Genomic DNA, 18,116 nt, shown 5'->3' with positions numbered 1-18,116 from the left:
AGTTAACAATAAGACCTATCTAAATACGGTTATCTCACAAAAAAGGTATAAATCTATAAGCTGCTTTTAGCAGCTCAGTAAACGCTGCGTTACTTTTGACTGTGGGTTTTGAAAAACGACTTCGGTGGCACCGTATTCGACTACTTCGCCTTTGTCGAGCACCACAACGTGGTCGCTAATATGGCGTACTAAACTCAAGTGGTGGGTGATCATGATATATGTCAGTCCTGTATCACGTTGTAACTTTAGTAGTAAATTAACTATCTGCGCACGTATAGAAGGGTCTAATGATGATACTGCTTCGTCGAGTACAACAACCTTGGGATCCAAAATTAATGCACGAGCGAGTGCTACACGCTGTAATTGACCTACGCTAAACATATGCGGATAGTAATGCTGATGATCTCTTAATAATCCAACTTTAGACAGTGTGGTATTTATTTTTTCGATGCGCAGTGCCTTATCAAACTCAGTATTATATAAAAGGCAGTCATCAAGCATATCGCCAATGGTTAATCCTGGATTTAGTGACGCCCCTGAGTCTTGAAAAATCATTCGAATATGACGACATTGATCATCGCGAATGCCGTTGTCTTCAATAATATTACCTTCTAGCAAAATTTGTCCGCTATCAGCATGATCAGCGCCGGCGAGTAACTTAGCTAGCGTACTTTTACCAGCGCCCGTTTCACCAATTACAGCAAGAGTTTCACCTTTACCTATACAAAACGAAATATTTTTGAGTACTTCAAATTTCTTTCGATTAAATAAGCCAGCCCGTACATTAAATGTTTTAGATAAAGCTTGTACTTTTAATACCGGTTGCATTATCTCATGTCCTTAATAAGTGGAAAGTGACACGCATAACTGTGGCCATTGTGCTTGGTAAGTGGAGGGGTAACAACACATGCTTTTTGTGCTTGTGGACAGCGTGGTCCTAGTCGACAACCTATAGGTAAATGCTGCAACGTAGGAATGCTTCCTTTAAGTGCATAAAAAGGCTCTTTATGAGAGAGGCCTTGCTCGTAATCCGGTAAGCTTTTTAATAAAGCTTGTGTATAAGGGTGACGAGGCTGGGTAAAAATTTTGTGAGTAGGTCCCGCTTCGACCATTTGTCCGCAATATAAAACATGAATACCATGCGACCAATGTGCAATTTCTTCGAGTTCATGAGAAATCATCAAAATAGACATGTTTTTTAATTGATTTAAGCTTTTTAATAACCTAAATACTTGTGCACGCGTGGTACTTTCAAGCGCCGTTGTTGGCTCATCTGCAATAAGCAGCTTTGGCGTTCGGGCTATGGCCATCGCAATCATTACTTTTTGGCACACGCCTTCTGAGAGCTCATGGGGGTAACTATCGAGTACGGATTCATGATTTTTAATCCCAACTTTATGGATAAGTGCCTTTACCCTATCTTTTCGCTCGCGATTGCGTTTTAAGAAAAACCCTTTACTTGCGACTTCCGGCAATGTTTCAGCTATTTGATCGAATATTTTTGCGGTTGGGTCAAGGCTGCGACTTGGATCTTGGTAAATCATCGCAATATCTTGGCTCACTGTTTTACGGCGTTGCTCGGGTGTTAAACGCATTAAATCAACACCACGCCAGTGAATTCTATCTGCGGTGATGTCCCAGCGTTCGTTTAAAACACCGACAATGGCTTTTGCTATTAGGCTCTTGCCAGAGCCAGACTCGCCTACAAGTGCGTGTACCTCGCCTTCTTTTAAACTAAAGCTGACTCTGTCTACGGCTCTAATTACCGTTTCCGAGGTGCGTAGCTCAATAGTTAGGTTTCGAACATCTAGTAATTGCATTTAATCAGCCTTACGTTCTTTTAACACCTGTCGCAGTCCGTCGCCCACCAAATTGGTTGATAGTACCGCTAAAAATAATAATACGCCTGGTAACGCAACAGTCCAAGGCGCTAAATAAATCAGGCCAAGGTTTTCGGCTAAAATTGCACCCCACTCTGTGGTGGGAGGCTGAGCGCCTAATTTTAAAAAGCCCAGCGCTGAAATATCTAATATTGCAGTCGATAGCGCCATAGTAAAAATAACAACAATATGTTCGTAAATATTGGGGAATATCCCGCGCGATATTATATGCCAGTTAGACGCACCATCAAGCTTAAAAGCGGTAATGTAATCTTTATTTAATTCATCAACAATCAGGCTTTTTATTGAGTGAATAAATTGCGGTAGCAGAGCTAAAATAATAGCCCACACTGTATTCATTAAACCAGGCCCAAGTACCGCAATAATAATAATCGCTAATAATAAAGAAGGAATAGACAGTGTTATATCAAGTAAATGATTTAAAAAACTTGATCGTAGCCCACGGCTAATACCAGCAAAAGTGCCCACCAGAACACCAATAATAGTGGTAAGGAGCGCCGCTACAACCGACAGTCCGAACGTATAAGTAGCGCCATTCATTAAGCGCGAAAGTACATCTCTACCTAAATCATCGGTACCTAAAATAAAACGTACATCGCCCATTTCTCGCCATGACGGTGGAATAAGCAGTGCATCACTATGCTGTTGGTTTACGCCATAAGGCGCTAAAAATGGTGCGCTGGCGGCAAGCAAAGCAAAGGCTAAAAATATCCACAAACCAACTAATGCAGGGTGATTATTTTTAAACTTTCGCCAAAATCGCGCCAGTGGCGATGTATTCGACTCTTCAGAAAATAAATTAAACTTTGCCATGAGCTTGGTTCCGTGAAATTGGGTCGAATAAGGTGTAAGTAAGTTCGGTAATAATAGTGGCTAAAATAACAAACAACGATACGGCCATTAACCCACCTTGAATCGCGGGAAAGTCGCGCTGATAAATACTATCGATTAACCAACGACCAACACCAGGCCATGAGAATATAACCTCTGTTATCATGGCAAGTGTGATAAGCGTACTAAACTGCAAGCCAATTTGTTTAATGACCGGCAGCAATGCATTACGCAGTGCATGGTGCATTATAAGTTGTCTGCGATTAAGCCCTTTTGCTCGGGCTGTTTTTATAAAGTTTTGGTCCATTACCTTGAGCATTGACTCCCGTGTAAAACGTATTAAAACGGTGGTTGGATACATAGCGAGTACAATAGTTGGCAATGTTAAATGGCGCAGAGCATCTAAAAATGCAATTCCTCGATAAGGAAAGTTGGCTAATGCAATATCAATTAAAATAAAACCGGTTACAGATGGGATTTCGTAAAGTAAGCCCATTCTCCCCGACATTGGAAACCAGCCTAGTTTTAATGAAAATACCATAATGAGTAACAGAGCTAACCAAAAAACAGGCATTGAATACCCAATCATGGCGCTAGAGTTAATGAGCTTATCTGGCCAACGCTTATAATAAACAGAAGCTAAAATACCAACGGGTACGCCGACTACAACCGATACAATAAGTGCATAAATACTCAGCTCTAATGTGGCGGGTAATAAAGCAATAATATGTGTAAATACATTTTGCCCAGAGGCAAACGACACGCCCCAATCGCCTTGTAAAATTCGCCCTAAAAAGGCGAAATATTGCATAAAGTAATTACTGTTATATAAGTATTTATCTTCAAGCGCACTGTGCTGAGCAAAGTTATTACTCGGTATGCCACTTAAGTTACTGAGCGGCTCACCAGGAAATAAATAAGCAAGTGAGAAGGTGAAAACACTGAGCATAAACACCATAAAGACAAGCAAACCAAGGCGTCGAAAAATATAATCTAGAATCATTATTTCTTCCTTGCATTAGCTAATGAAATAGCACCAAACGGGCCCAATGTTATACCTTCTACATCTGCGCTACTTGCTTGAAAACGCAAGCCATGAGCAAGAGGTAACAATGGGAGCTCATCTATAATCATGTTTTGCGCTTGTACGTAGTATTTTTTACGCAGATTGAGATCTGTGGTATCGAGAGCTTGAGTCAGCAGTAAATCAAATTTAGGGTTGCACCAATTAGCTGGGTTTTTACCGCTAAAAGTGGCGGAGCAACTGAGCAATGGACTAAAAAAATTATCCGGATCGGGTGTATCTGCGGCCCATCCGAGTAAAACACTGTCGTGGCGATGCTCGCCAATGCGTTGTATAAATGTATTCCATTCGTACTCTACAATACTGACATTAACACCAATTTTGCGTAAATCACTTTGCATAAGCTCAGCCATTTTACGTGCATTAGGGTTATAAATTCGACTTACTGGCATTGCCCAAATATTCATATCAAATCCATTTGGTAAGCCAGTTTCAATCAATAATTTTTTAGCAAGCTCGGGATCAAACGTAGGCATATTTTTTTGTGACTCGAACGCCCATGATGTTGGCGGTAAGATTGATTGTGCACGCGTACCGTTACCGTAATACACAGCTTGCATTATTTTATCTATGTCGATGGCATGAGCCAGTGCTTGGCGCACCTTTATATTGTCAAATGGAGCACGTTCGGTATTAAAGGCCCAATAACCCACATTTAAATTGGTTTCTTTTTCAATATTAATATCATCACGTTGCGCTAAAATACTCAACTGGGCACTGCTTGGGTGGGCCGTTACATCACATTCTTTAGTCAACATCTTTGCAATACGTGCAGTCCCATTTGGTGTTATATCGTAAACCAACTGCTCTAGTACCACATCGTGTTTCCAGTACAGCGGGTTTCTATAAAAACGCACCAGATGATCGCGGCGATATTCTTTATAAATATAAGGGCCGGTGCCAACAGGGTATTGATCGAATAAATTGGTTTGCTCATTTGCTTTTAACTTCATTGCATATTCTTGCGAGAGCACAACCGCAAAGTCGGTTGCTATATTGGCTAAAAAGCTACTTTCAGCATTAAATAGCTCAAATCGAACTTGATAGTCAGATACTCTAACAATGTTTTGAATAAGCTGGTCAAGGCCTACGCTCTGAAAATACGGATAATTAGCTTCGCCTACAAAATGGTAAGGGTTATAAACATCAAACAGTCGACTAAACGTAAAAATAACGTCATCAGCATTAAAGTCACGAGTAGGAGTAAAGTAAGATGTGGTGTGAAATTTTACACCCTTGCGTAACGTAAACATGATTGATTTACCATCTTTACTGATTTTCCAGTCGGTAGCTAACTCGCTTTGAAACTCTGCTGTAACAGGGTCAATACTAATTAAGCGGTCGTATAACTGGTTGGCAATTATATCAATAGTGGAACCCGTAGTGGTCACTTGCGGATTAAACGACACAGGATTAGCTTCAGCGCAATAAACTAAGCCTTGGTTTTTTTCTTCGATGACTTCTTCTTTACTATCTATGCAACCAACTAATGTAGCCGCTAGCAAAATAAGTAATAATTTATGCACCCGCATAACCTCTACTATTATTGATCCAACAAGTTGTATTTTTTAAGATAACCACGTAATTGATGATACGTTAAACCAAGTACTTCTGCAGTTTTCTTTTGATTAAATTGGCTATGCTCGAGCGCTTTATTAATCATGTTTATTTCAAAGTCGTTTGAGCGCTCTTTGAGATTACACGGAAATTGAATATCAACGGCTATATCAGTGCTCGCTTGAGTAATAGGTGGAGCAATAACAATAGGGTCAGCGTTAACGGTTTGAGTCGCTAGTGGCGCTTTTACACGTGCTTTTGGCCTAAAAGGGCTGTCAAATGGGTCTAAAATAATCTGGTGAACGGGAATATGTTCACTCCCATGGCGATACAAACTACGCTCAACAACATTTTTAAGCTCACGAATATTACCAGGCCAATCATAACTAAGCAGTGTGTCGGTCGCGCTGCGGGTAAAGCCGCTAAATAACGCCCATTCTAAATCTCGCGCCATATTCATCGCAAACTGTTCAGCAAGGAGCATAATATCGTCTTGGCGTTCGCGCAGCGGCGGTAGGGTAATTACGTCAAATGCAAGGCGATCGAGTAAGTCACTTCTAAATTCACCTTGCTCAGCCAAATAAGGGAGGTCTTCGTTTGTTGCACACACTAAGCGTGTATCTACTTTTACAGTTTGTTTGCCGCCAACACGTTCAAACTCACCGTATTCTATAACGCGTAGCAGTTTTTCTTGTACCATAGCGGAAGTATTGGCTAGTTCATCTAAAAATAACGTCCCGCTGTTAGCGCGTTCAAAACGACCTTCGTGGCGTTTACTTGCCCCCGTGAACGCACCGCTTTCATGGCCAAATAATTCACTTTCGAGTAGGTTTTCGTTAAGCGCTGCACAGTTGAGCTTTACGTAGTTTTGCTCCCAACGTTTAGATAAAAAATGTAAGCGTGCTGCGATTAGCTCCTTACCTGTGCCGCGTTCACCAATAATAAGCACTGGCTTATCTAAATTAGCTAGCTGCGATACCTGATCTAATACAGATAAAAAGCTATCTGATTGGCCGAGTAAATTATCCTGTTGGCGGTATTGGCTCATATTTCCTAACTCTTGGTCATTTTTACTAACAGTTAGTGTATTTCATAATCGGGGAGAACTAAAGAAATTTGTATATATAGTTTAACTTAATGAAAATAAAGTGTATTTTATCTTTTAAAAAGTTGGCAAGTATATTGATACTAGTTATAGCAGACTAACTACGTTTTAATTACAGAGGTAAATGTTATGGGAATTTTTTCACGTTTTGCAGATATTGTTAATTCTAATATCAACGCCATTTTAGATAAAGCAGAAGACCCAGAAAAAATGGTTCGTCTGATTATTCAAGAAATGGAGGATACGCTTGTAGAAGTGCGTTCTACTTCAGCTAAAACACTGGCTGAGAAAAAAGAAATTGTACGTCGTGTAGACACTTTAAAAGCGCAAGTAACCGATTGGCAAGAAAAAGCAGAACTGGCTTTAAGTAAAGATCGCGACGATTTAGCGCGCTCAGCATTACTTGAAAAACAAAAGTCGGCTGATGCCGTTGCTACAGTAACAAGTGAACTTGAACATGTAGAATCTCACATAGAAAAACTTCAACAAGAAGTAACGACACTACAAGAAAAGCTAGCAGATGCGAAATCTCGTCAAAAAGCCATTATACTTCGTCAACGTTCGGCTGAGTCGCGCCTTGAAGTGAAAAAAGCACTTGATAGCTCAAAAGTAGAAGATGCACTTAATCGTTTTGAACGTTACGAAACTAAAATTGATGGGCTAGAATCTCAAATTGAGTCTTACGATTTAGGTAAAAAGACGTTAGCGGACGAAATTGCTAATCTACAAAAAAATGAAAAAATAGATGATGAGCTCGCCGAACTTAAAAAGAAGCTAGCTGATAAATAATTGCATATAAAAATAGATGGGGCCATGTGCCCCACTGCTTAAAAACATCAAAACGGATTGTTAGGAGAGGGTTATGTTTGATCCAGAGATATTAGTTGCACCATTTATCTTATTTATGATTTTTGTTGCACCGCTGTGGTTAATTTTACACTACCGTAGCAAAAAACAAGTCAGTCAAGGGTTGAGTGAGCACGAACATCGTCAGTTACTGGAGCTTGCACAAAAAGCCGAAAAAATGGCTGACAGAGTAGAAACGTTAGAAGCACTACTTGATCAAGAGTCACCACAGTGGAGGCGTAAAGTATGAGTACCAAACGCGAATTATTAAGAGACCCACAGCGCGGTAAAATAGCGGGTGTATGTGCGGGATTAAGTGACTACTTTAATATGGAGTTATGGTTAGTTCGCATTATATTTGTTAGTGCGGTACTGCTAACAGGTGGTCCACTATTTGTGGTAGCGTATATTGCTGCTTGGTTTATTTTGGATAAAAAAGAGCCAACTACAGCTAATAATACAAGCTCTGCTAAACATGACGACCCACTAGAAGTAAAATTTAAAGTATGGCAAAAAGGCGAGCCACCGCGCCGCGCTTTGCAAGATTTAAAAGAGCGTTTAACGCGCGTAGATACTCGCCTTCAAGATATGGAGCGCCATATTACTTCAAGCGAGTTTACGGTGAGCCGTGAAATCAACAAACTTTAAAGGATTTAATAGCACCTTATTTGCAGCGTGATAAATTACGGCAAATTAGGTGCAAGACACTTTATGAGCCAATCATTTGCAAAAAAGACCTTTAAAAGCATTAAAGGCAAAGCACAAAAAGCCCTCCATCGTAGTTTAAATCAGCATGTAAAGCTGGCCGTAACGGGCCTAAGTGGCAGCGGTAAAACAGCGTTTATTACCGCGCTTGTTAAACACTTAACAACCCAAGCGGACGATAAAAACTTACCTTTTTTTGATGTAATGCGTGAGCATCGCCACGTTGCCACCAAAGTTGTGCCGCAAGAAGCGTTAAAAGTCCCTACATTTAATTATACACGCGCGTTAAATTCATTATTACCCAGCGATGGCGATCCCTCATGGCCAGCATCAACCGAGCGTATTAATACACTACGCTTGGCAATAAAGTATCAAAGTAATGCGGGGCTGCGTGGGCACTTTTCGCCGCAATCAACGCTTTATTTAGATATTATTGACTACCCGGGTGAATGGCTCCTTGATTTACCTATGCTTGAGCAAAGCTATAGGCAGTGGTGCGAGCAGCAATATCCGTTATTAACTCAGCCTTCGCGCGTAAACACATCAAGTGATTTTTTAATAGCCGTTGAGCAACTTGACTTAAACGCTCCCGTTGATGAAAACGCACTTGCTCATATTGCTCAGCTTTATCAAAGCATGTTAGTCGGGCTTAAAAAAGACACCAAACTTGCCATGTTGCAACCTGGGCGCATGCTTATGCCAGGTGATTTACAAGGCGCGCCATTGTTATTGTTTTTTCCGGTATCGGGTGAGATAAATAGTGACGATGTCGTTGCAGGTTCTAATTTAGCGCATTTAATTAAGCGTTTTAACGGCTATATTAAAGAAGTCGTAAAACCATTTTATAATGAGCATTTTAGGCACTTTGATCGCCAAATTGTACTTGTCGATGTACTTAGTGCATTAAACGAAGGGCACGAAACCCTACAAGAGCAAAGCAGTGTAATAAACCAATTACTCGCGCACTTTAATTACGGTGAGTCGGGCTTTTTTAAACGTTTATTTAAGCCCAACATAGACAAAATATTATTTGCAGCTAATAAATCTGATCATATAAGTGCAAAGCACCATAAAGACTTAGCACTGCTACTAGATTCGCTCGTGCATGAGCAAAGTAATCATTTAAAGTTTGATGGTGTGCAAATAGAAACCATGGCTATGTCTTCAATTACAGCCACGCAGCCACGCCAAATTACCGACAAAGGCCAAACGCTTGATTGCATTTATGGCAAACCTTTAAACGAGTCTGATTGGCTTACGTATTTACCACCGCAACCACCCACGCGAATGCTTAATAAACGTGAGTGGCCGGCACAGGGATTTGAGTTTTTATCGTTTTCTCCAATGCCGAGCCCCGATAAACAACTAAAACACATTCGATTAGATCATGTCATGCAGTACCTGCTAGGAGACAAATTAACATGAGTGAGTCAAGCCAAAAATTTCAAGCAGGGCGTCGTATAGATACGCAAAGCATTGAGCAAAAGGAGCCCGTTTTAGCACCTGCAAAAATTATTCAGCACGGACAAAGTGATTACGAAGAACTTGAAGATGAAGCACTAGAGCCAGAAATAGATCTGGAACCTGTGTACAAAAAGTCAAAGTGGCAAACACTTAAAGGTGTTTTTGCTATTAGTTTTATAGTGCTGGTGCTTTTAGAGTTTGCATACTCGTTAGTATTTGCTTTCGAGCAGTCAATTATTTTAGGCAGTGTTTATTTAACTGCGGTTGTAAGTGGCGTACTGCTAATAGGGCGCTTATTGTGGCGAGAGTACCGAATGCTGCGCAGTTTAAAGCGTAACCAATTGCACCGAGTTGAAGCCGACAGGCTTTTAAACAGCGAGCAAGTAGGAGGTGCACTCCCTTGGCTTGAAAAGCTCAATAAACACCAGCAACTCGATAACTTTGAAACCTTCAAAAACCAAGTAGCTACGCATCACAGCGATAAAGAAATAATGACGCTGTATGCCAATAGTCTATTAATAACTCAAGATACCAAAGCCAAAAAGCTTATAAATCGTTTTGCGACTGAATCCGCATTGCTAGTTGCCCTAAGCCCACTTGCGCTGGTGGATATGATGGCTGTGCTTTGGCGCGGGACTAAGTTAATAGAACAAATTGGTAAAATTTACGGCATTGGTTTTGGCTACGCAAGCCGTATAAAGTTATACCGTATGCTGATAAAACAAGTGATGTTTGTAGGCAGTGCTGAGCTTGTCTCTGACCTTGCTGCAACTGCATTGAGTGCTGAGCTTTTAGGTAAGCTTTCTGGACGGGCTGCGCAAGGGGTCAGCGCCGGTATTTTTACAGCGCGTATTGGTTACAAAGCAATGGAGCTTAGTCGCCCATTACCAAGGCTTGAAAACAAACGCAGTTTATTAAAAGGGACTGTGCAAAGTATCGCAGGTAAAATAATGAGCCGTAAAAAGGCTGAACCAACACACTAGATTAGCAGTGGCAATATTTGTGTACAAACGTGCGCTGCATGGTTTTTACACAAATAGCCATCTGAGCATCCGGCATGCTTGCTGTTTGTAAGCGCATACGTTTTGATTGTTGAATCGCAAAAACATAATAATCAAAAAAATGAGCCTACAATGAGCAAGCATCATATAAACACCCAGTGTATTCACGGACCACAAAAAGCAAACGACCCGCACGGCGCACTCACTTCTCCTTTGTATCAAACCTCTACCTTTCATTTTGAAAATGCCGCACAAGGTGCTGCGCGTTTTGCAGGCGACGAACCAGGCTATATTTATACGCGCTTAGGAAACCCTACAACCACAGAGCTTGAGCAAAAAGTTGCTCAACTCGAGAGCTGTGAAGCAGCAGCGGCAACCGCAACAGGTATGGGGGCTGTATCTGCCTCAGTACTGAGCTTTTTATCGCAAGGAGATCACCTTGTTGCCTCAAGTGCTTTGTATGGCTGTACCTTTGCGTTTTTCTCGCATATGTTGCCGCGCTGGGGGATCGAAGTCACCTTTGTTGATATGACCAACGAGGACGAACTACGCGCTGCCATCAAACCTAATTCAAAAATGATATTTGTAGAAACGCCAATCAACCCCACTATGGCGGTTATTGATTTGGCACTCATTGGCGCAGTTGCTAAAGAGCACAGTTTAATTAGTGTGGTCGACAACACCTTTTTAACGCCGCTACTGCAATCGCCTAAAAAATATGGCATCGATATAATAATGCACAGTGCGACCAAGTACTTAAACGGCCACGGAGACGTAGTAGCAGGTATTGTATGTGGATCGCTTGAGCACATAACACACATTAAAATGACCGTACTAAAAGACATTGGTGCAACCATAAGCCCGCACGACGCATGGCTAATTAATCGAGGTCTAAAAACACTCGCTATTAGAATAGAGCGCCATTGTCAAAGCGCACAAACAATAGCCGAATATCTAGAATCGCATCCACAAGTAAGCACCGTATATTACCCCGGGCTTAAATCGCACCCAGGTTATAAGTTTATTGGTAACCAAATGAAAGCTGCTGGTGGTGTTATTGCATTTGAAATAAAAGGCACGCTACAAGATGGCGCACAATTTATTGATAGTATGAAACTTTGCACACTTGCAGTAAGCCTAGGCGACGCGGAAACACTGATTCAGCATCCTGCATCTATGACTCACTCACCTTATACGCCAGAGGAGCGAGCTGCTGCTGGAATAAGTGATGGGCTGATCAGACTTTCGGTTGGGCTTGAAGATGTTAACGACATTATTAGTGATTTAAACCAAGCTTTTACTAAAATTGGGTAGGTGTATTTAATTGTATACACATAAAAGTGAGCTGCAGGCCTTTATTTAAAGGTCTGTATTTTTATTGTGCCGCAGGTGTAATTTTAAGTTTACGATTTTGATGATCGCACCAAATACTGATGTTAGCCTATCTATTAAACTTTTCTTCACTTTTGCATAGTATGGGGTCATTCGATATTCAACAGGTTTGAGTATCACACTGACACCGATTTAGGGCTCACACCCAAGAAGGTACTTATGGCTAAAGCAAGTAAATACACATCCAAAACACCAGACGAAAATGGTGTTATACATTGGAGTGATGAAGAAAATAAAATTTGGTCTGAGCTTGTAGCACGCCAACTTGCATGTATTGAAGGAAAAGCCTGCAACGAGTACATGCAAGGGTTAAAAAAGATTAACCTGCCACACGATCGTATTCCGCAGTTAAGCGAACTAAATGACGTATTACTCGCCACTACAGGTTGGCAAGTAGCGCCAGTACCTGCGCTTATCGACTTTGATGAGTTTTTTAGACTATTGGCTAACAAGCAGTTTCCGGTAGCCACGTTTATTCGTAGCCGTGAAGAATTTGACTACCTACAAGAACCAGACATTTTTCATGAAATATTTGGCCACTGCGCCATGTTAACTAACCCTGACTTTGCCGAGTTTACGCACAAGTACGGGCAATTAGGTTACGCAGCGCAGAAAAAAGACCGTGTATACCTTGCGCGTATATACTGGTTTACGGTTGAATTTGGTTTAATGCAAACCGAAGACGGTCTGCGTATTTACGGCGGCGGTATTTTATCAAGCCCAGGGGAGACTCAGTACGTATACTCGAATACGCCAGAAATCAGCCCAATGAATGTGCTTGATGTACTGCGTACTCCGTACCGTATTGATATTATGCAACCACAGTACTACACCATAAATTCGATTCATGATCTGTTTGATATATCGCAAATGGATATTATGACTTTGGTTGAGCAAGCTAAAGAGCTTGGTTTGCACGACCCAAAATTTCCACCAAAAGAAAAATTAGCCAGTTAAACATTAATGCTCAAAAAGCTAAAAAGTAAGGATTTAGAATGTCTTCATTAAGTGCACAAAAATGCGAAGCCTGTCATGTAGATGCGCCAAAGGTATCTGACGAAGAGTTAGCGCAATTAATTACTAATATCCCAGACTGGGTACCAGAAGTACGCAACGGCATTATGCAGCTTGAGCGTGTTTATAAATTTAAAAACTTTAAACAGGCTATCGCGTTTACTAACAAAGTAGGCGACATGGCAGAAGACGAAGGCCATCACCCAGGTTTATTAACCGAGTGGGGCAAAGTAACCGTTACGTGGTGGAGCCATTCAATTAAAGGCCTACACAAAAACGACTTTATTTGCGCAGCTAAAACAGACGACGTATTTAACGCGCTTTAAACTTTTTAAAGGTTTAACCTTCGCAACAAACAGCCCGCTAAAGTTATTTAGCGGGCTTTTTTTATATACCGTTGTCACTGGCATTTATGGAAATTGAATGGACCTTTAGCTGCTTATCTGAAAACTTACTTTTAAGCATGTCGATAGTTTTTTCTTGTTGCCTACAAGGCGGACAGGGGCCTACATCTTCATCTATTGAGGTGTAAAACAACGTATACTTTTGCTGGGTAAAATCGGGCAATGTTGTTAATAGCTGCTCTAGATTACTTTTAATCAAATCAGAATCAGGATGGCTTTGATTATTCTTAAAAATGGATAAAATATTAGGTAAATATTTATCAGAGTAATACATCAACTCGCCTTTGCTGTTAAACAAAAACATTTGCGGTGCGGTATTATTAATGGTCGATTTAACTATTTGGTAATGAGAGAAACTGTACTGCTCAGCGTATGTATTTCCACCATATATAAGTAGTGTAGCCAGTAGTAATTTGTACATGCTTATCCTTAAGTTAAGTTATTCCACGAGTTGTTAAGTGTTTTTTTAATCTCTATAGCAATAATACATATAACCGCTAACAAAATGACTAAATGCACTGTAAGTATCGTGTTTAGGTCAAAAACGGATTGTTGAAATAAAAAAGTTTGTAGTTTTTCATGTTGGGTGAAAAATAACGCAATAATAACTATGTGAGTTATCACAAATGCAGTGAAAAAGAGCTTTAAAAATAAATAGCATATTTGGTAGCTGCGAGCTCCCATAGCACGTCTTAATGCAAGCTCTGTGGATGATTTAGCCGTAAGTTGTTTAATACTGCTGTAGTTGTATAAAAACGCAGAGAGTAGAAGAATTGAGGAACACACAACGGTAATTATAAGTAATGCATTTCTAGGGGCTTGCTCATTTTTTACTAAAGACGAAAGGGAGGTAAGTGATAAATCGTTAAAGTTTACACTTAATGCTTTTACTGCCGTTTGGAGTTCATTTTCAACTTGTGTGATGGGCACATAAGTTTTAATTATAATTGTTTCAAAGCCTGTCAGGGCACTTATTACATTATATACAGTTGGCTGAACCGGTGTGTCGGCTCCTTCATTATAAATATCATTAACAACGCCAACTACTTTATGTTTTACTTTTCCAGTATCAAATTGGGCTAATAAATAAGCTTGGCTTAGTTCTGTGCCTGCAAAGTATTGATCCCATAAAGCGCTGTTAACGACAATGTTTTGGTACTGTTGCCATTGCACGCTTTGCCCAGAGATAAGCTTAGCGCCAATAGTTTTAAAGTAATGCGGGCTCACTCTATGGCTTGCGGTACTGGCGCTTTTACCCGAACTGATAGCTTGTCCGGTAACGGTGTACCATGCACTAAAACCACTTCGATCTGATAGGGGCGGGGCTGAGCTAAGTGATACTTCTTCAATAATGGGCAGTGAATTTAATTGCTGAATTAATTGTTGAGCGGAGTTGTTTGCATTAAAGGCCTCGTTAGGTGATTGTGGAAAACTAAAGCTGGCAATTAGAATATTATCTGAATTAAAACCCATACTTTTATTATTTAAATTAATCTGGCTGTAAATAACCAAACTACTAATGTAAACACTTGTAATAGCAAGGCTAGTAAGTAATGAAAGCAATGAGAACACTTGTATTTTTTCGCTTGCTGTTGCGCTTTGGCCGCGTCCAATACTGCTGTGTATCCATCTTCGTTGAAAATAACTAAGCGCCGATAAAAAAGTAATAATAACAATGTAAAATACCGCCAGCGTAAATAATGAAAAAGAGCTGCTTAGCTGATTCAGACTTGGTAATAAAATTGTGCTGATACGGTCGCTCAGTGGATACAAAGCGCACATTACAATAATAAGTAGTAGGCTTGTGAGTGCGATATCAATAATTTGCTGCACAAAAATGTGTTTGTTATTGGCTCCACATAGTTTGCGTATAGTTTCTTCTTGTTGCTTTTTAATTGACTCTGCACAGTAAAATGCACAAAAGGCTATAAAGCTAAATGTGAGTAAAATATAATAAAGTAACTGCAATAAGTTTAGGCGCTTCAATATTTTATTAAAGTGAGTAGGGTTAACGCCAATACCATCACTAAACTTAAGTTCGGTATTATCAAATATGAACATTTCGTTTTGTAAGTGATTATTTATAAAGCTTAAAAAGAGTATTTTATCTTTAACGTCTCCTAGAATATACGTAAATGTATCTGGGGTCAGGCTACTTTCTTGAGGCAAAATACGCTTGAGTTGCGAGTAAGGAATAACGAGTTTAGGTTCATAGGCACGTTTAAAGCTTTTAAACTCTTTTGGCATTACAGCAACAATGTTTATGCTTTTATTATTAACAACAAGCTGTTTGCCAATAATATCAGTGACACCTTTAAAATGAGTATGCCAAAACGAATAGCTAATGGCGGCACTTAGTGCGCTGCCTTGTTTTGGGAAGTCTAATTGATTAAAGCTGCCTAAGGCAGGAATGATACCTAATTGTTTATAACCCCCCGATATAAAGCTTACCTTAACAGACTCACTATCATGATTAACCGAAAGCTTTAATGATAAATCAATAGAACGCTCAAAAACGCCGACTAAATCTTGGTGCAATACGGTTATTTCATCAAAAATGTATTCATCAACGGGTAAGTCATTTTGAGTATCACTTAAGTAAACTTGTTTAATGTTGTGGATGTTATTTATTGCCGTGTAATCGGCAGACAAAAACTGACTATGAATATTACTTATATTTAAAATTAAACATAAAGGAATACTCAGCAACAAGCAGCTAAGCCATAATTTAGTATTTTGCTTAGCATATTTTAGCCAGTTAAAGGTCAGATCAGTAATTAAGTTCAGCATCAAAAACCTTGCGCACTAAGCTGTCCGTCTTGAATATACAAACGCGTTTTTGCTGTTTTAGCATGGTTTTCATCATGTGTTATTAAGCAAATTGTTTTGCCTTCGTCGTTTAGCTTATTGAGTAACTGATATATTTGTTCGCTGTTACTCGAATCTAAATTACCCGTTGGCTCATCGGCTAAAATAACAGAGGGCTCATTTATTAATGCTCTAGCAATAGCAACTCTTTGTTGTTGCCCGCCTGACAATTGGCTTGGCTTTCTATCAATAAATTCAAGCATATTTACTTTATTAAGCGCAGCTTCTACTTTTTTTTGGTAATCCTTTCTAGGCACCGATTTGTTGTAACTGAGTGGCAAAGCCACATTATCAAATACGCTTAAATGATTTAATAAATTAAAGTTTTGAAATATAAAACCAAGTTCTCTGTTTTTAATGGCTGCAATAGAGTCGGGTGTTAAGTCCGCTGTGTTAGTGCCTAAAATAGTGTATTGCCCTTGGCTAGGTAAGTTTAGTAAACCTAAAATAGAAAGTAAGGTACTTTTACCACTGCCAGAAGTACCGGTTATTGCAGTGTAGTCACCACTGTTTATTTTAAAACTTACAGCTTTGAGGGTATCAATTTTGGTATTAGGGTATTGATAAAAAACATTATTAAACTCTATTAACGGATAACTCATTTAAAAGCACCTATTAAATCAAAGTTATTTTTAGTGGCGTAATCAGCAGGCAGTAATAATACATAATTACTCTGTAGCGTTTCATTAAAGCTCAAGGTGTCTTGCTCAGTCGTTTTATAATTTATATTAGTAAGAATAGCTTTACTCGATGGTGTTATTTCGTAGACCTTCCATTTGCTGTAGTTATCAAAATCATTCGGTTTTTTAATATTTTGTACTACTAAAGATTGCTCCAAATAAATATGAGCTTCTATTGCTTGGCTGCTTCTAAGCCATGATGGTGGAGGAGCGTTTAATACTAAAAACACATTAATAGCGCCATTTCTTATTACTGTATCTATATAATCTACCTTAGCTGCAATTGTGCCACTGGGTGTGACTATATCTGCTTTTTGGCCTATTTTTAACTGAGTAGATGAATACTGAGGGACTTGTATTTTAGCCAGTAAGTTGTCGGTCTCTATTAACTCAAACAGCGATTGCCCTTGAGTAACCGCTTGACCTAATTTAGCTAAGTTTTGGCTTACGGTACCGTCAAAGTTTGCTGTGAGTGTTAGTTGATCTTGACGCCTTTGTAAATAGCTAAGCTTGTTTTTTGCGATGTTTACTTTGTTATCAAGCGCAATTAATTGCTGATCAAATGCCTCTTTAAATAGACTAAGTTCACCATTTTTGGCATTAACTTCAAGTTCACTTTGCTTGTAAAGCATTTCGCTTTGTTTAAAGCGAATTGCAGAAATAATACCTTGTTCCATTAAAACTTTATTAGCATTTAATTCAAGCGCTTGTTGCTGCAATGCCATTTTAGCTTTTGATAAGTCGACTTTAATTTGCGAGAGTTTAATTGCTAAATTGCTTTTATCAATAGCCACTTGAGATTCTAAATTAAGCTGCTCATAACTCGCATTATGTATATCTTGTTCCAATTCGTAGTTAGTTAGCTTTGCTAATACTTGGCCTTCTTTTATAGCTTGCCCTTCACGAATTGTAAGTGTGTTGATATTGCCTTTTAGCGGCGCAGACAAAAGCTCTCTTTGTGTAGGCTCTATTGTACCAATCCCTTTTAATACATTGGGTAATGATACTTGAGAGACTAATATTGGCTTTAAATAACGTTCAGGAATATCATTTGAGAAAAGTAGTGTCTTAATTAAATAACCCAAAGCCAATAACAACAATAAAGCCGCAATAGCGATAGGGTATCTACTTTTTTGTTTAACGATTAAAAGTTTTTCCACAGTAAATGTAACCTTCTACAAGATGAGCCTTTATATTGTAAAATTTCAATTTTATTTTTTTGCACAAGATAAAAATATTAAAGCTTAAATAGGCTTAATCAAGT

18 protein-coding genes are annotated in these 18,116 nt (G+C 39.4%); 8 read left to right on the top strand and 10 right to left on the bottom strand.

The window, feature by feature from the left end; genetic code table 11:
• Positions 1 to 66: 66 nt before the first annotated feature.
• Genes H5119_RS00245 through pspF form a run of 6 tightly spaced genes read right to left on the bottom strand, consistent with a single transcriptional unit; the run spans position 67 to position 6,421 of the window.
• Positions 67 to 828, bottom strand: coding sequence for an ATP-binding cassette domain-containing protein (locus H5119_RS00245; protein ID WP_077537401.1), 762 nt, complete (start codon positions 826 to 828; stop codon positions 67 to 69).
• Complete coding sequence (locus tag H5119_RS00240; RefSeq protein ID WP_182700784.1) at positions 828 to 1,820, bottom strand: oligopeptide/dipeptide ABC transporter ATP-binding protein; 993 nt, start codon at positions 1,818 to 1,820, stop codon at positions 828 to 830. The genes H5119_RS00245 and H5119_RS00240 overlap by 1 nt, the downstream gene beginning before the upstream one ends.
• On the bottom strand, positions 1,821 to 2,714 hold the full coding sequence (locus H5119_RS00235) for an ABC transporter permease subunit (protein WP_024612314.1): 894 nt from the start codon (positions 2,712 to 2,714) through the stop codon (positions 1,821 to 1,823). It lies immediately after the preceding gene.
• Positions 2,701 to 3,735 carry an ABC transporter permease subunit gene (locus tag H5119_RS00230; protein ID WP_182700783.1) on the bottom strand — a complete coding sequence of 345 codons (1,035 nt, stop codon included), beginning with the start codon at positions 3,733 to 3,735 and terminating at the stop codon, positions 2,701 to 2,703. The genes H5119_RS00235 and H5119_RS00230 overlap by 14 nt, the downstream gene beginning before the upstream one ends.
• The gene (locus H5119_RS00225; protein ID WP_182700782.1) at positions 3,735 to 5,342 is read right to left on the bottom strand and encodes an ABC transporter substrate-binding protein; all 1,608 of its coding nucleotides are present in this window, start codon (positions 5,340 to 5,342) and stop codon (positions 3,735 to 3,737) included. The genes H5119_RS00230 and H5119_RS00225 overlap by 1 nt, the downstream gene beginning before the upstream one ends.
• Positions 5,343 to 5,359: 17 nt before the next feature.
• Positions 5,360 to 6,421, bottom strand: a complete 1,062-nt coding sequence (pspF, locus tag H5119_RS00220; protein WP_182700781.1) for a phage shock protein operon transcriptional activator — start codon at positions 6,419 to 6,421, stop codon at positions 5,360 to 5,362.
• A gap of 186 nt (positions 6,422 to 6,607) precedes the next feature.
• Between pspF and pspA the strand changes: the two genes are divergently transcribed.
• The 8 genes from pspA (at position 6,608) to H5119_RS00180 (ending at position 13,226) form a co-directional block, all read left to right on the top strand.
• Positions 6,608 to 7,267 carry a phage shock protein PspA gene (gene pspA, locus H5119_RS00215; RefSeq protein ID WP_077537406.1) on the top strand — a complete coding sequence of 220 codons (660 nt, stop codon included), beginning with the start codon at positions 6,608 to 6,610 and terminating at the stop codon, positions 7,265 to 7,267.
• A gap of 73 nt (positions 7,268 to 7,340) precedes the next feature.
• A complete protein-coding gene (gene pspB, locus H5119_RS00210; protein WP_011328706.1) occupies positions 7,341 to 7,574 on the top strand; it encodes an envelope stress response membrane protein PspB in 234 nt (77 codons plus the stop codon).
• Positions 7,571 to 7,972 carry an envelope stress response membrane protein PspC gene (gene pspC, locus H5119_RS00205; protein WP_182700780.1) on the top strand — a complete coding sequence of 134 codons (402 nt, stop codon included), beginning with the start codon at positions 7,571 to 7,573 and terminating at the stop codon, positions 7,970 to 7,972. Before pspB ends, pspC begins: the two co-directional genes overlap by 4 nt.
• 63 nt (positions 7,973 to 8,035) lie before the next feature.
• Positions 8,036 to 9,454, top strand: a complete 1,419-nt coding sequence (locus tag H5119_RS00200) for a YcjX family protein (RefSeq protein ID WP_182700779.1) — start codon at positions 8,036 to 8,038, stop codon at positions 9,452 to 9,454.
• Positions 9,451 to 10,476, top strand: a complete 1,026-nt coding sequence (locus H5119_RS00195) for a TIGR01620 family protein (RefSeq protein WP_138584312.1) — start codon at positions 9,451 to 9,453, stop codon at positions 10,474 to 10,476. Before H5119_RS00200 ends, H5119_RS00195 begins: the two co-directional genes overlap by 4 nt.
• A 150-nt stretch (positions 10,477 to 10,626) precedes the next feature.
• A complete protein-coding gene (gene megL / locus H5119_RS00190) occupies positions 10,627 to 11,808 on the top strand; it encodes a methionine gamma-lyase (RefSeq protein ID WP_182700778.1) in 1,182 nt (393 codons plus the stop codon).
• Between the two features lie 237 nt (positions 11,809 to 12,045).
• On the top strand, positions 12,046 to 12,843 hold the full coding sequence (gene phhA / locus H5119_RS00185) for a phenylalanine 4-monooxygenase (protein ID WP_077537410.1): 798 nt from the start codon (positions 12,046 to 12,048) through the stop codon (positions 12,841 to 12,843).
• A 38-nt stretch (positions 12,844 to 12,881) separates the two neighbouring features.
• Positions 12,882 to 13,226, top strand: coding sequence for a 4a-hydroxytetrahydrobiopterin dehydratase (locus H5119_RS00180; protein WP_182700777.1), 345 nt, complete (start codon positions 12,882 to 12,884; stop codon positions 13,224 to 13,226).
• Positions 13,227 to 13,287: 61 nt separating this feature from the next.
• Here the strand turns inward: H5119_RS00180 and H5119_RS00175 are convergent, their stop codons facing one another.
• Genes H5119_RS00175 through H5119_RS00160 form a run of 4 tightly spaced genes read right to left on the bottom strand, consistent with a single transcriptional unit; the run spans position 13,288 to position 18,012 of the window.
• A complete protein-coding gene (locus tag H5119_RS00175; protein WP_182700776.1) occupies positions 13,288 to 13,725 on the bottom strand; it encodes a hypothetical protein in 438 nt (145 codons plus the stop codon).
• A gap of 8 nt (positions 13,726 to 13,733) precedes the next feature.
• A complete protein-coding gene (locus tag H5119_RS00170) occupies positions 13,734 to 16,094 on the bottom strand; it encodes an ABC transporter permease (RefSeq protein WP_182700775.1) in 2,361 nt (786 codons plus the stop codon).
• Entirely contained in the window at positions 16,094 to 16,774 is a 681-nt protein-coding gene (locus H5119_RS00165) for an ABC transporter ATP-binding protein (protein ID WP_182700774.1), read from the bottom strand. Before H5119_RS00165 ends, H5119_RS00170 begins: the two co-directional genes overlap by 1 nt.
• Complete coding sequence (locus H5119_RS00160; protein WP_182700773.1) at positions 16,771 to 18,012, bottom strand: HlyD family efflux transporter periplasmic adaptor subunit; 1,242 nt, start codon at positions 18,010 to 18,012, stop codon at positions 16,771 to 16,773. The genes H5119_RS00165 and H5119_RS00160 overlap by 4 nt, the downstream gene beginning before the upstream one ends.
• Between the last annotated feature and the right edge of the window lie 104 nt (positions 18,013 to 18,116).

The organism is Pseudoalteromonas sp. SG45-5 (assembly GCF_014164085.1).
GTDB lineage: Bacteria > Pseudomonadota > Gammaproteobacteria > Enterobacterales > Alteromonadaceae > Pseudoalteromonas > Pseudoalteromonas aliena.
This window is presented reverse-complemented; position numbering and strand designations above follow the sequence as displayed.